We start from the raw sequence: 13,469 nt of genomic DNA on the forward strand, positions 1-13,469 counted from the left end.
AGAACAGACATGCGATTGACCTTCCGCTCGGCGGCAATGGGCGTGGTGCTGGCGGCGCTGACCTGCGTCGCGGCGCAGATATCTCACGCTGCCGAAAAGACCAATCCGCCCGCCGACCTCAAGGCCTTCCAGAAATATTTCACCGACAAGTTCCCCAAGCTGAAGCTGAAGGATTTCGTCAACGGGCCTTATTCGATGGACGAAGGTCTGTACAAGCAGTGGAAGGAGAAGGAGGAGTTTCCTCCTTACGAATTCGCGCTCGCCGCCGGCAAGGAGATGTTCGAGAAGCCGTTCAAGAACGGCAAGACCTTCGCGGACTGTTTCCCCAACAAGGGCATCGGCATCCGGCAGAACTATCCCACCTTCGACAAGAAGCAGGGCAAGGTCGTCACGCTCGAACTTGCTGTGAACCAGTGCCTCGAGACTAACGGAGAAAAGCTGTTCTCCTATACCAAGGACGAGATGGCGTCGGTGACGGCCTACATGGCCTTCACCTCGCGTGGCAAGCCGTTCGACATCAAGATTCCGAACGATCCGCGGGCGCTCGAAGCCTACGAAAACGGCAAGCGTTATTTCTATACGCGGCGCGGCCAGCTCAATTTCTCCTGCGCCACCTGCCACGTGCAGACACCGGGCAACCGTATCCGGGCCGAGGTGCTCGCGCCCGCGCTCGGCATTCTCAACGCGATGCCGATCTATCGCTCCGCATGGGGCGGCATGGGCACAACCAGCCGTCGCTTTACCACATGCAACAGCCAGGTGCGCGGGGTGCCGCTGACCCCGCAGGATGATGAATACCGCGATCTCGAATACTATCTGTCCTACGTCAGCAACGGGCTGCCGATTTCCGGTCCGGGAGCACGGCCATGAAGAGCAGCATGCGTCTCCCTACCCTCGTGGCACTTTCGATGGTCATGGTCGTGGGCGCGACAGCTGCCCGAGCCGCGAACACCGAGGCCGACTACAAGGCGGCCTATGCCGCGGCCGAAGCGGCTAACAACGAAGCCGGCAAGCTGCGCAACCAGTGGACCACGGCTGTCGAGGCGTTGAAGGATGCCAAGGCTGCTGCCGGGGCAGGGGATTTCGACAAGGCCGTCGCGGAATCGGCGAAATCCGAAGCACTGTCAAAGGCTGCGATCTTCCAGTCCAACGAGCAAAAGGACGCCTGGAGGAAGATGGAGATCCGCTGAACGGCGTGATTCGGATCAAGGCGTCATTGCGAGCTCGTGACAAAATTGGCTCTTGCCAATTTTGCGCGTCAAGTGAAGCAATCCAGCCGCTATAGGGGAGAACTGGATTTGCTTCGTCGCTGCGGGACGACGCTTCGCGTCGCCCTTGAGCTCCTCACAATGACGAACCGGTTGATCAAAATCAGAAGGCATCGCGACCTTCCGTTGTATGAGTGCAGTCTATGCCGAACGAGACGCAAAGTGTCGCAATGGCGAGGCTCATTATATGACCCTCCGCCGCCGTGATCTCCTGAAAGCCGGCGCCGCCGCTGGCCTTTCCAGCGCGCTGCCACGCATCGCCCGTGCAGCTAGCGATTCCGCGGTGTACGAGCTTGCAGGCTTTGGCAACGCGCGCATCCTGCACATGACTGACACCCACGCGCAGTTGCTGCCCATGTTCTTCCGCGAGCCCAGCGTTAATCTGGGCATCGGCACCATGCGCGGGCAACCGCCGCATCTGGTCGGCCGCGCCTTTCTCGATCGTTTTCAAATCAAGGCCGACAGCGCCGACGCCTATGCCTTCACCTGTCTCGATTTCGAGAAATCGGCCGCTCGTTTCGGCAGGCTCGGCGGCTTTGCTCACCTCAAGACACTGATCGACCGGCTACGCGGCGATGCCGGACCGCACAACGCGCTGTTGCTCGACGGCGGTGATCTCTGGCAGGGCTCCGGCCTTGCCAACGCCATGCGCGGCGCTGACATGGTGGACGCCGCCAACCTGCTCGGCATCGAAGCGATGACCGGCCATTGGGAATTCACCTACGGTGAGAAAACGCTGCGCGACAACCTCTCCCGCTTCAAAGGCGAATTCCTGGCGCAAAATGTTTTCCTCACCGAGGAGGCCGCGTTCAATGACACGCCGGCCTTCGATGCCGCCTCCGGACGCGTGTTCAAGCCCGCGATGGTCAAGGAACTCGGCGGCTATCGCGTTGCCGTGATCGGTCAGGCGTTTCCCTATGTTCCTATCGCGCATCCGAGGCGGTTCACGCCGAGTTGGACCTTCGGCATTCGCGACGAGGAATTGCAGAAGCTGGTCCGATCGCTGCGCGAGAACGACAAGGTGGATGCCGTCGTGCTGCTGTCGCACAATGGCATGGACGTCGATCTCAAGCTCGCCAGCCGCGTCAGCGGCATCGACGTCGTCCTCGGCGGTCATACCCACGATGCCGTGCCGCAGCCGATTCCTGTCAGTAATGCCGGCGGCACGACGCTCGTCACCAATGCCGGCTCCAACGGCAAATTCCTCGGCGTCCTCGACCTCGATCTTGCCAAGGGCAAGGTCCGCGACGTACGCTACTGGCTGTTGCCGGTGTTCTCTGAACTGCTCAGGGCCGATCCTGCGATGGAGGCTTTGATCGAGAAAGTACGCGCGCCTTATGCGGCGGCCTATGCCCAGAAGATCGCGACCACGGACCGCTTGCTTTATCGTCGCAGCAATTTCAACGGCACCATGGACACGCTGATCTGCGACGCGCTGCGCGGGGCATTCGATGCCGAGATCGCCTTGTCGCCGGGCTTCCGCTGGGGCACCAGCGTGCTGCCCGGACAGAGCCTGACGATGGAAGATGTGCTCGCGGAAACCGCCTGCACCTATCCCGAGACCTACGCCCAGAGCATGACCGGCGGCCAGATCAAGGACATTCTGGAAGACGTCTGCGACAACCTCTTCAACCCGGATCCCTACTACCAGCAGGGCGGCGACGTGGTTCGCGTCGGTGGCCTGTCCTATGCTTGCGCGCCCGCGGAGAGCGTCGGCCATCGTATCTCGGACCTGAAGCTGGAGAACGGGCGTTCGCTCGAGGCGAGCAAGCGCTACAAAGTCGCCGGCTGGGCTTCGGTCAACGAACAGAAGGGCGCGCCGGTCTGGGACGTCTTCGCCGCGCACCTGCGCAACGGCATGACAAGCGGCGCTCGCCGCGATAGCGTGACGCTGAAAGGCGTCGACGGCAATCCAGGCCTCGCAGGATGACCGACATGTTGACACGGAGACAAGCGATCGCAGCGGCAGCGGTCACGCTGACGCTGTTGCCGCTTACGCTACGGGCCCAGCCCGCTCCGCTATCCGACAAACCCTTCGCCGAGCATCGCATTGTCCTGCAATTGTCCGACGGTGACTCGAAAAAGCAGAGCCTCGTCCTCAGCGTCGCCAACAACCTGATCAAGGCCTACGGTCCCGACAAGATCGCCGTCGAGGTGGTTGCCTTCGGACCGGGCATCGATCTGCTGCGGACGGAAAATGCCAGCCGCGCCCGCGTCGAAAGCCTGATCGCGCAGGGCGTCAGTTTCGATGTCTGCGTGAACACGCTCGACACCATCGAGCGCGAGACCGGCAAGCGGCCGGCGATCATCCCGTCCGCGAGGCCCGTTCAAGTCGGCGTCGGACAAATCCTGTCACTCACGGAAAACGGTTATACTCTGGTCAGACCATAGGAGTTTTTATGCGCCGATTTCTTCGCCACCTCGTCGCAGCCGTGGGGCTGTTGCTCGCATTCACCGCGAATGGTTTCGCGGACGAGCCGAAGCAGCACCACCTTGTGATCCAGGTCGACACCAACGATCGACATACCATGGACTTCGCGTTGACCAATGCCACCGACGTGATCGAACACTATCGCGGCGTGAACCAGGCGGTAGTCGTCGAGATCATGGCATGCGGACCGGGCCTCCACATGCTGCGCGAAGATACCTCGCCGGTGAAGGAGCGCATCAAACACCTCAGCAAGATCCCACCCCCCAGCAAGATCCAGTTCTCTGCTTGCAACAACACCAAGGAGAGCATGGAGAAGAAGGAAGGTCGTCCGCTTGAGTTGCTAGCTGGAACGACGGTCGTGCCTTTGGGCATAGTGCGGCTGATGGAGTTGCAGGAGCAGGGCTGGAGCTATGTGCGGCCGTGATCGACATAGCACGGTGAGAGCGCCGAAGTGCCGCGCGTTCGCGGTAGCCGTGACGGCCGTGATAGCGGCCGCGTCGGCCCGTGCTGGCGACGATGCGCTCGTCACCTACAAGTCGCTGACCCCGGATGTCGCGCTGGAGGCCGCACAGGCTACCCTCAAGAAATGCCGCGACGACGGATATCAGGTCGCGGTTGCCGTGGTCGATCGCTTCGGCCAGCCGCAGGTGCTGTTGCGCGATCGTTATGCCGGCCTGCCCGCGGCCGACATCGCTACCGCCAAGGCCTATACGGCGCTAAGCTTTCGTCGCGACACCTCCGAACTGGCCAAAATGGTGCGCGACGGCCAGATGGACGCCAGCCTGGCGCGGATGCCACATATCGCGATGCTGGCCGGCGCGCTGGTGATCGAAACCGGCGGAACGCTTGTCGGCGGCATCGGCGTGGCCGGCGCGCCCGGTGGCGATAAGGACGAGGCCTGCGCCAGAGCGGGGCTCGAGGCGATCCGCGACAAGCTGGATTTTTGACCGGTTGTAATCGCGCGCAATCAGCATAAATTTGCTACGATACCGCGCGCGTAAAGGATGTCTGCGCCGGAAGGCAGGGCTGCAGGGTCATGATCTTTCGCCAGTTGTTCGACAGCGTCTCCGGAACCTATAGCTACCTGATGGCAAGCCGCGCCGGTGGCGAGGCGTTGATCCTCGATCCGGTGCTGGAGAAGGTTGACCGTTACTGCCAGTTGCTGCGCGAACTCGACCTCAAGCTCGTGAAGGCCGTCGACACCCATCTTCATGCCGATCACGTCACCGGCCTTGGCGAACTGCGCGATCGCACCCATTGCGTCACGGTTATGGGCGAGCAGACCAAGGCCGATGTGGTTTCGATGCGCGTCAGCGATGGCGACACGGTCAAGATCGAGGGCATTGGCCTCGACGTAATGTACACGCCGGGTCACACCGACGATTCCTACAGTTACCTGATGGGCGACCGCGTCTTCACCGGCGATACGCTCCTGATCCGTGGCACCGGCCGCACCGATTTCCAGAACGGCAGCGCGCGGGCGCAGTACGATTCGATCTTCAACCGGCTTTTGAAACTGCCTGACGAAACCATGGTGTTCCCCGCGCACGACTACAAGGGCGACACGGTCTCCACCATCGGTGAGGAGAGGCACTACAACCCGAGGCTTCAGGTGCGTTCGGTGGACGAATACATCGAGCTGATGAACAACCTGAAATTGCCGAACCCGAAGCTGATGGATGTGGTGATCCCCGCCAACATGCACGTCGGCCTCAGGCAGGACGATCTGGTGAAACAGGGTCTGGCGCTGACGCCGCGAGAGGCGATTGCCCGGCTCGGGCAGCCGGACATCCTGCTGGTCGATCTCCGCGAAGCTCACGAGCGCGCCAAACACGGCACGCTGACAGGCGCGCTGCATGCGCCCTATCCCGATATCACCGACAGCCTGAAACCCGGCGGCATGCTGCGCGAGGTCGCCGCCGCGACCGGGCGCCGTATCGTGTTCTTCTGCGCTTTCGGAGAGCGCTCAGCCATGGCCGTCACCGAGGCAAAGGAGGCCGGCCTGGCCAACGCGGCGCATATCGAGGGCGGTATCGATGCATGGAAAAAGGCCGGCGGCCCGGTGGTTGCGGGCTGAACGGAAGCTCGCACAGAGCAAAGGCGATCCCTATTCAGCTACTATTGCCTTCTGCAAGTTTGAGCAGGCGTCGTCCGCAGCGCGATTGAGGACGAAGATCCTGTCTGCGCGTCCAAAAGCGGTATACTTGCCGGGTCCGTCCGTTACTCGCGCGTCGGTGCGCATGGTGATGTCGTCATCGAAATAGACCTTCAGTCTGTCGCCGGCAGCTTCAATCATGAATATGCCGCCTTCTGAATCGAGGTTCTCGCCGGTGATGTGGCAGGCGATGCCGTCCGCACGATGATAGCTTGAGACGATCGTGCGGCCATCGCCGCGGTTTGCTTCCCGTTCGAACGCGCATTGCCCGATAGCCCGCCACAACCGCGCGTCATCACGCCGCACGATCTCCAGCCGGGCGAATGTTTGGAGCGGCGTGTTGACGCTGCCGGGATAGGTTTCCCGCCGCAGCGCGAGCTGCATCGAAACCGTCTTCTGACCAGGATTTTTTACCAGATGGGCTGCGTCGTAGTTGCGGGTAAAGCAAGCCTGAGAACCAGCCGCGTCATCGACAAGAGCAGGCGCGGCGTGCCCGCCGGTGGTTGCGACCAAAACCGCGACGAAAGCAAAGAGGATTTGTTGCTTCATGCTTGCTTACCCCGACATGCCGGCTTCGCTGTGCTGCGTTCAGGCGGCATGACCTATCATAACCTGAGAAACGTGGCATGGATAAAGGCGCAGAAGCCGTGCGCTGCTTTTCAAAGCGGTCATGATGGTGGCGGCAGCACAATTTCGGAAACGATAGGGAAGGGTGCCGCTGCGACGCCCTCCCGGCATTACCCGGCGGCACCGTTACGATTGTTCAGTTTTCGAAAGAATATTGAGCTCGATGCGCAGACGATCCGGGTCCGACAACTCCTTTTCGATCTCCGCATGAAGATGCAGCCAGATCGGCACCGCCTCGGCCAGAACCTTTCGGCCAGCCGTCGTCAGTCGCAGCAATCGGGCGCGCGCATCCGTGGGATCGGCCGCCGTTTCGACAAGGAGGCGACGCTCCAACGGCTTGAGATTGGCAGTCAGGGTCGTCCTGTCCATGGCCAGCAGCGCCGCCACGCTGCTGAGATTTGGTGGCTTCGGCCGGTTGAGTGACATCAGCAAGGAGAACTGCCCGCTGGTGATGCCTGCCCGCTTCAACGCGATATCAAAGCGGCGTGCGATCGCTCGCGCTGCTCTCTGTGTATGCAGGCATAGGCAGGTGTCGCGCACCAGAAGGGTGGTTTCGAAAGTAGGGTTTGCCGGTGCGCGCATCTGCAGGGTTGACATCCATCGCCTGATAAGTTGATATCAACTTATATAGTATCGTCAACCGACATCGATGATCGTTCCCCAAACAAGCGACGTAAAAGGAGATGACGATTGTCCACGATGCAGCCATTCCTGATGTTCCAGGGTGGCCGCGTGTCCTGGCAACTCAATCTGTCCTGATGTGAGTCGATATCCCAATCAGAAAGGATACAACGATGAAGATCGTGACCAGCCTCAGCTTCCGGGGTCAGTGCCGCGAGGCGTTCGAGTTCTACGCCAAAGTCCTCGGCGGGACGATCAAGGCGACCATACCCTATGGTGATGCACCGCCGGGCATGCCGATCACCGACGAGAAGTACAAGACCTGGCTGATGCATTGCTGGCTCGACGTCGGCGATCAGGCGCTGATGGGCGCCGATATGGACGTCGGATGGGCGTCCAACATCGACAAGCCCAAGAACGGCTTCGACGTCACCCTGCACACCCAGGACATGACCGAGGCCCGACGCTGGTTCGATCAACTGTCTGAAGGCGGCAAGGCAGGCATGCCGTTCGGCGAAACCTTCTGGTCGCCCGGCTTCGGCACCCTGACCGACAAGTTCGGCATCCCCTGGATGATCAATGTCATTCCATCCGCTGACTGGAAGCCGCCGAAGGGCTGATCGCGTGCCTACAGCATTTTCGAGCGAATCATGTCCTCGGGCTTGACCCAAGGATGGTTACCGGTTCGCATGAAGAAAACGCGTCCAGTTCATCCGGCGCTATGCGGTCGCATTCAATCCCAAGCGAGTGCGCCGCCGTTCTGGTATTCGATGACACGGGTCTCAAAGAAGTTCTTCTCCTTCTTGAGATCCATCGCCTCGCTCATCCACGGGAATGGATTGTCGGCTTCGGGAAAAACCGGCGCAAGCCCGAGCTGGGCACAGCGCCTGTTGGCGATGACGTGCATATAGGTCTCGCACAGCGCCGCATTCAGGCCGAGGAACCCGCGCGGCATGGTGTCTCGCCCATATGCGGCTTCGAGCTCGGCGGCATTCTTCAGCATCGCGCGCACTTCTTCCTGGAACGTTCTGGTCCAGAGATGCGGGTTCTCGATCTTGATCTGGTTGATGACGTCGATGCCGAAATTCAGGTGGATCGATTCGTCGCGCAGGATGTACTGATACTGCTCGGCGATGCCGACCATCTTGTTGCGCCGGCCGAGCGAGAGGATCTGCACAAAGCCCGTATAGAACCACATCCCTTCGAACACGACGTAGAATGCCACGAGATCGCGCAGGAACGCCTGATCCGATTCCGGCGTGCCGGTCTTGAAGCCGGGGTCGTCGAGATGCTGGGTATGCTTGAGCGCCCAGGCCGCCTTGTCCGTGATCGAGGACACCTCGCGATACATGTTGAATAGCTCACCTTCGTCGAGGCCGAGGCTTTCGACGATGTACTGGAAGGTGTGGGTGTGGACGGCTTCCTCGAAGGCCTGACGTAGCAGATACTGCCGGCATTCCGGGTTGGTGAGGTGACGGTAGATCGCCAGAACGATGTTGTTGGCGACAAGCGACTCGGAGGCCGCGAAGAAGCCGAGATTGCGCTTGACCATGCGCCGCTCGTCGTCGGTCAGGCCGTCCTTCGACTTCCACAGCGCGATGTCGGCCTGCATGGAGACCTCTGTCGGCATCCAGTGATTGTTGCAGCCGGAGAGATATTTCTCCCAGGCCCAGCGGTACTTGAGCGGCAGAAGCTGGTTCACATCGGCGCGAGCGTTGATCATCCGCTTGTCGTCGACGCGCACGCGGCCGCCGCCGCGATCGATTTCACCGAGGCCGGTGGCATCGGCAAGGTTGCCGGTCATTGTCACCCGAGGTGATGAATTGGATGCCACGTCGCTATGCGCAAGCGTCTGCGGCGGAAGGGGTCGTGCCGGGGCGGAAGAGGTATCGGACCAATCGAGCATGATGGAGTTCCTGAATTGCTTTTTCTTTCGTCATGCCGGTGACGAGCGGGCATGACGGTGAGGTTTACTGACACGCTTCGCAGCTGGGATCGTCGATGCGGCAGGCTTTCCAGCTTTCCGCTTCAGCAGTAGCGGCGGCGTGACCATTCAACGGTGCTGCTGACACTGACGCCGAGACCGCGTTGAGCTTGCCGTCGGTGCCTTTCAGCGTGGATTTCTCGACATGGGTCGCCGAGCGCGAACGGAGGTAGTAGGTCGTCTTGAGGCCGCGCTTCCAGGCATGACGATAGAGCGCGTCGAGCTTCTTGCCGTTCGGATTGGCGATGTAGAGGTTGAGCGACTGCGCCTGGTCGATCCACTTCTGCCGGCGCGCCGCAGCGTCGATCAGCCAGGCCGAGTCGATCTCGAAGGCAGTTGCATAGAGCGCCTTGAGATCGTCGGGGACCCGGTCGATTTGGCCCAGGCCGCCGTCGAAGTATTTGAGGTCCGAGATCATCACTTCGTCCCACAGCCCGCGCGCTTTGAGATCGCGTACGAGATGGGCGTTCACCACGGTGAAGTCGCCGGACATGTTGGATTTGACGTAGAGGTTTTGATAGGCAGGCTCGATCGACTGCGAGACACCGCAGATATTGGAGATCGTCGCGGTCGGCGCGATCGCCATGCAGTTCGAATTGCGCATGCCGATGGTCATGACGCGCTGGCGCAGCGCATCCCAGTCGAGATGGCTGGAACGGTCGAGGTCGACCGGCGCGCCGCGCGCTTCATCGACGAGCATGAGGGAATCAAGCGGCAGGATGCCCTTCGACCACAGGGACCCTTCATACGACGGATAGCGGCCGCGCTCGGCTGCGAGATCGACCGAGCCGGAGATGGCCCAGTAAGCGATCGCCTCCATGCTCTCGTCCGCGAAGGACACGGCTCCATCCGACGCGTAAGGCAGCCGCAGGATGTTGAGCGCATCCTGAAAGCCCATGATGCCGAGCCCGACCGGGCGATGCCGCAGGTTCGACGCGCGCGCTTCCGGGATGGTGTAGAAATTCACGTCGAGCACATTGTCGAGCATCCGCATCGCGGTCGTCACGGTGCGCGCGAGGTGTTGGTGGTCGAGCTTGCCGTCGTGCAGGTGGTTGACGAGATTGATCGAGCCGAGATTGCACACCGCGACCTCGGTATTCGAGGTGTTGAGGGTGATCTCGGTGCAGAGATTCGAGGAATGCACGACGCCGCAATGCTGCTGCGGCGAGCGCAGGTTGCACGGGTCCTTGAAGGTGATCCAGGGATGCCCGGTCTCGAACACCATGGTCAGCATACGCCGCCACAGGTCGACGGCGCGGACCTGCTTTGTTACCCGCATCTCGCCGCGCGCAGCCTTCTCTTCATAGAGGGCGTAGCGGTTGGCGAAGGCCTTGCCGGTGAGATCATGGAGATCCGGAGTCTCGTCCGGAGAGAACAGCGTCCAAACGCCGTCCTCCTCGACCCGTTGCATGAAGAGGTCCGGCACCCAGTTGGCCGTATTCATGTCATGGGTGCGACGGCGGTCGTCGCCGGTATTCTTCCGCAGGTCGAGGAATTCCTCGATGTCGATGTGCCATGTCTCGAGGTAGGCGCACACCGCGCCTTTGCGCTTGCCGCCCTGGTTGACAGCGATCGCGGTGTCGTTCGCGACCTTCAGGAACGGCACCACGCCCTGGCTTTCGCCATTCGTGCCCTTGATGTGCGCGCCGAGCCCGCGCACGCGCGTCCAGTCGTTGCCGAGTCCTCCTGCGTATTTCGACAGCAGTGCGTTGTCCTTGATCGCCTTGAAGATGCCGTCGAGATCATCGGCGACGGTCGTGAGGAAGCAGGACGATAGCTGCGGCCGCAGCGTCCCGGCGTTGAACAGTGTTGGTGTCGAGGCCATGAAGTCGAACGACGAGAGCAGGTCGTAGAACGCGATCGCCTTTTCTTCCCGGTCGATCTCGCGTAGCGCAAGGCCGCAGGCGACGCGCATGAAGAATGCCTGCGGCAGTTCGAAACGCATGCTGCGAACATGCAGGAAGTAGCGGTCGTAGAGGGTCTGGAATCCAAGATAGTCGAACTGCAGGTCGCGTTCGGGCTTCAGCGCCGCCGCCAGCCGGTCGAGGTCGAAGCGGCTGATCTCGGGATCGAGCAGCTCATTCGCGATGCCCGTTTGCACATAGCTAAGGAAATACTCTGCATAGCGCTCCGTCATCTCCGCCTGGGTCGCCTGCTCCGGCCGGCCGGCGACGAAGCTCAATGCTTCGTGGCGCAGCTTGTCGAGCAGGAGGCGCGCGCTCGCCTTGGCGTAGTCCGGGTCGGTCTCGACCAGCGTGCGCGCCGCGAGGATCGGCGCCAGCGCCAACTCATCCGCGCTGATGCCGTCATAAAGGTTCCGATGGGTTTCGGTCAGGATTGCCTCGGCCGAGACACTCTCAAGTCCGGCACAGGCCTCCACCACCACTGTGGCGAGGCGCTTGGTGTCGAGGGGTGTCGTCGACCCATCGGCCGACTTCATCCGCAGCGTCGGCGTCGCGGCTGCCGAGTTGCCTTTCTTTGTCTTCGCCTCCTGCACCTTCGCCCGTTCGCGTGTCCGCTCCTCGCGATAGAGCACATAGGCGCGCGCGACCTTGTGATGTTCGCTCCGCATCAGCGCGAGTTCGGCCTGATCCTGAATATCCTCGATGTGGAACGTGCGTCCCGCGTCGGCACGCCGGGTCAGGCTGGCGACGATCTGGTCGGTCAACTCAGTGACGATGTCGTGGACCCGGCGCGAGGCGGCGGCGCTGTTGCCCTCGACCGCGAGGAACGCCTTGGTCAACGCGACGGCGATCTTCGAGGAATCGAACGGCGATACCGATCTGTTGCGTCGAATGACCTGATACGCGGGTTCGCTGGGCGGCATCGCGGCCGCAGCAGGCAAAGACGGATGCACGGCACGCGCAGTAGCTGCAGCTTCGGTTGCGAGAGACATCGGCTCAGGACCCCAGTTTGTTGTGAGCCGGGGCCGAGCGGAGACGCGCGCAGGAAATCCCACGGCGGACGCCGCGATTCCTGCCATGCGGCCCGCCGGGACACCCCGCCCAGGGAACGTTTCGGCTGTCGCGGCAGGTCTCCTGGCTCGCGGGTCTCAGCGTAGGTCCGGTCTTCCCGGGGCCTTGCGGTCCCAGTGACACTCAAATGGACTTCGGCTCGCCGCTTACAGTTGCGGGGGCAGCGCCGGCATTGCCCGGTCATGGACCAAAGCGCACCAGCTTCCCTCTTTAGCTCTCGGTATTGCGACTCGAGAGACCGTGACCACTATATCTAGTAGCCGCGCCGAATTAGGAGTCAACAGATCGTTTAGACTCCAGCTCCTCAATTCTCGTAATTCACAGTCCGGCGAAAAGCCGCTGTGCAGCCATCGCTCTGCCCGACCCTTGACGCTTCGATCATACAGACCATTATCCCAAGAGATATGCCGCGGCGTTTGTCTCGCGGCTCAACCGTCGAGTCTGCCGTGAACGAATTCGTCCGACCGAATCTGATGCCTCCGAACGGGCAAAAGAAAGTGCTTCTGCATTCCTGCTGTGCGCCTTGCTCGGGCGAAGTGATGGAAGCGATGCTTGCCTCGGGGATCGATTACACGATCTTCTTCTACAATCCGAACATCCATCCCCTGAAGGAATACCTGCTGCGCAAGGACGAGAACGTTCGCTTCGCGGAGAAACATGGCGTGCCTTTCGTCGATGCCGATTACGACAAGGACGACTGGTTCGCCCGTGCCAAGGGGATGGAGTGGGAGCCTGAACGCGGCGCGCGCTGCACCATGTGCTTCGACATGCGCTTCGAGCGCACCGCGCTCCATGCGCACGAGCACGGTTTTCCGGTGATGACGTCGTCGCTCGGCATCTCCCGCTGGAAGAATATGGCGCAGATCAATGACTGCGGCCATCGCGCGGCCGGGCGTTATGACGGCCTCTCGTATTGGGATTTCAACTGGCGCAAGGGCGGCGGTTCGCAGCGGATGATCGAGATCAGCAAGCGCGAGGAATTCTATCAGCAGGAGTATTGCGGCTGCGTCTATTCGCTGCGTGACACCAATCAACACCGCCGGGATCAGGGCCGTCAGCCCATCACGATCGGGACGCAATTCTACCGGCACGGCGAGGATTCGGACTCGACCTAAGATCGCTGTGGTCGGTTGACGGCCCCCATACACTGGCCCATAGGTTGGTTGTCGAGGTTCTCCGGGACAATTCAAGCCCGGAGCTAAGAGGGAAGCCGGTGCGTCTTCGGACAAAACCGGCGCTGCCCCCGCAACTGTAAGCGGTGAGCCGTGGTCCATCATGCCACTGGGATTTTCCTGGGAAGGCCGGACCAAAGCTGAGACCCGCGAGCCAGGAGACCTGCCCCGACAACATAGTCGTCCTCGGGCGGGGTGTCCCGGTGGTGCGCTTGCGGTCTCGATGGCGTGCGCCG

General features: G+C 61.5%; 13 protein-coding genes and 2 riboswitches. Of the genes, 9 read left to right on the forward strand and 4 right to left on the reverse strand.

What is annotated here, in order from left to right; genetic code table 11:
• Nucleotides 1-9 precede the first annotated feature (9 nt).
• The 7 genes from soxA to ACSZOQ_RS19340 all read left to right on the forward strand — a co-directional run bounded on the left by soxA (nucleotide 10) and on the right by ACSZOQ_RS19340 (nucleotide 5,776).
• Nucleotides 10-870 carry a sulfur oxidation c-type cytochrome SoxA gene (gene soxA, locus ACSZOQ_RS19310; protein ID WP_439923970.1) on the forward strand — a complete coding sequence of 287 codons (861 nt, stop codon included), beginning with the start codon at nucleotides 10-12 and terminating at the stop codon, nucleotides 868-870.
• The gene (locus ACSZOQ_RS19315; RefSeq protein ID WP_439923971.1) at nucleotides 867-1,190 is read left to right on the forward strand and encodes a hypothetical protein; all 324 of its coding nucleotides are present in this window, start codon (nucleotides 867-869) and stop codon (nucleotides 1,188-1,190) included. Before soxA ends, ACSZOQ_RS19315 begins: the two co-directional genes overlap by 4 nt.
• Nucleotides 1,191-1,455: 265 nt before the next feature.
• Nucleotides 1,456-3,198 carry a thiosulfohydrolase SoxB gene (gene soxB / locus ACSZOQ_RS19320; protein WP_439923972.1) on the forward strand — a complete coding sequence of 581 codons (1,743 nt, stop codon included), beginning with the start codon at nucleotides 1,456-1,458 and terminating at the stop codon, nucleotides 3,196-3,198.
• 8 nt (nucleotides 3,199-3,206) lie between these two features.
• Nucleotides 3,207-3,659 (forward strand): DsrE family protein, encoded by a 453-nt coding sequence (locus ACSZOQ_RS19325; RefSeq protein ID WP_439926150.1) that lies wholly within the window; start codon nucleotides 3,207-3,209, stop codon nucleotides 3,657-3,659.
• Nucleotides 3,660-3,667: 8 nt separating this feature from the next.
• Complete coding sequence (locus tag ACSZOQ_RS19330) at nucleotides 3,668-4,123, forward strand: DsrE family protein (protein ID WP_439923973.1); 456 nt, start codon at nucleotides 3,668-3,670, stop codon at nucleotides 4,121-4,123.
• Complete coding sequence (locus ACSZOQ_RS19335; protein WP_439923974.1) at nucleotides 4,110-4,646, forward strand: GlcG/HbpS family heme-binding protein; 537 nt, start codon at nucleotides 4,110-4,112, stop codon at nucleotides 4,644-4,646. Before ACSZOQ_RS19330 ends, ACSZOQ_RS19335 begins: the two co-directional genes overlap by 14 nt.
• An 89-nt stretch (nucleotides 4,647-4,735) precedes the next feature.
• Nucleotides 4,736-5,776: an MBL fold metallo-hydrolase gene (locus ACSZOQ_RS19340; protein ID WP_439923975.1), complete on the forward strand. Its 1,041-nt coding sequence runs from the start codon at nucleotides 4,736-4,738 to the stop codon at nucleotides 5,774-5,776.
• Nucleotides 5,777-5,806: 30 nt separating this feature from the next.
• Here ACSZOQ_RS19340 and ACSZOQ_RS19345 read toward each other — a convergent pair whose 3' ends face one another.
• Together ACSZOQ_RS19345 and ACSZOQ_RS19350 are read right to left on the reverse strand one after the other, a co-directional pair.
• Nucleotides 5,807-6,403 (reverse strand): hypothetical protein, encoded by a 597-nt coding sequence (locus tag ACSZOQ_RS19345; RefSeq protein WP_439923976.1) that lies wholly within the window; start codon nucleotides 6,401-6,403, stop codon nucleotides 5,807-5,809.
• Between the two features lie 204 nt (nucleotides 6,404-6,607).
• Nucleotides 6,608-7,063, reverse strand: coding sequence for a MarR family winged helix-turn-helix transcriptional regulator (locus ACSZOQ_RS19350; protein WP_439926152.1), 456 nt, complete (start codon nucleotides 7,061-7,063; stop codon nucleotides 6,608-6,610).
• Nucleotides 7,064-7,275: 212 nt separating this feature from the next.
• Between ACSZOQ_RS19350 and ACSZOQ_RS19355 the strand changes: the two genes are divergently transcribed.
• Nucleotides 7,276-7,722: a VOC family protein gene (locus ACSZOQ_RS19355; protein ID WP_439923977.1), complete on the forward strand. Its 447-nt coding sequence runs from the start codon at nucleotides 7,276-7,278 to the stop codon at nucleotides 7,720-7,722.
• Between the two features lie 113 nt (nucleotides 7,723-7,835).
• Here ACSZOQ_RS19355 and ACSZOQ_RS19360 read toward each other — a convergent pair whose 3' ends face one another.
• A complete protein-coding gene (locus ACSZOQ_RS19360; RefSeq protein WP_439923978.1) occupies nucleotides 7,836-9,008 on the reverse strand; it encodes a ribonucleotide-diphosphate reductase subunit beta in 1,173 nt (390 codons plus the stop codon).
• Between the two features lie 64 nt (nucleotides 9,009-9,072).
• Nucleotides 9,073-11,982: a ribonucleoside-diphosphate reductase subunit alpha gene (locus tag ACSZOQ_RS19365; protein WP_439923980.1), complete on the reverse strand. Its 2,910-nt coding sequence runs from the start codon at nucleotides 11,980-11,982 to the stop codon at nucleotides 9,073-9,075.
• Between the two features lie 115 nt (nucleotides 11,983-12,097).
• Nucleotides 12,098-12,319, reverse strand: a riboswitch (cobalamin riboswitch).
• A 188-nt stretch (nucleotides 12,320-12,507) separates the two neighbouring features.
• Between ACSZOQ_RS19365 and ACSZOQ_RS19370 the strand changes: the two genes are divergently transcribed.
• Nucleotides 12,508-13,176 (forward strand): epoxyqueuosine reductase QueH, encoded by a 669-nt coding sequence (locus ACSZOQ_RS19370; RefSeq protein ID WP_439923981.1) that lies wholly within the window; start codon nucleotides 12,508-12,510, stop codon nucleotides 13,174-13,176.
• A 37-nt stretch (nucleotides 13,177-13,213) separates the two neighbouring features.
• Nucleotides 13,214-13,418, forward strand: a riboswitch (cobalamin riboswitch).
• Nucleotides 13,419-13,469 lie beyond the last annotated feature (51 nt).

It is taken from the genome of Nitrobacter sp. JJSN, assembly GCF_051912485.1.
In the GTDB taxonomy this organism is placed as follows: domain Bacteria; phylum Pseudomonadota; class Alphaproteobacteria; order Rhizobiales; family Xanthobacteraceae; genus Nitrobacter.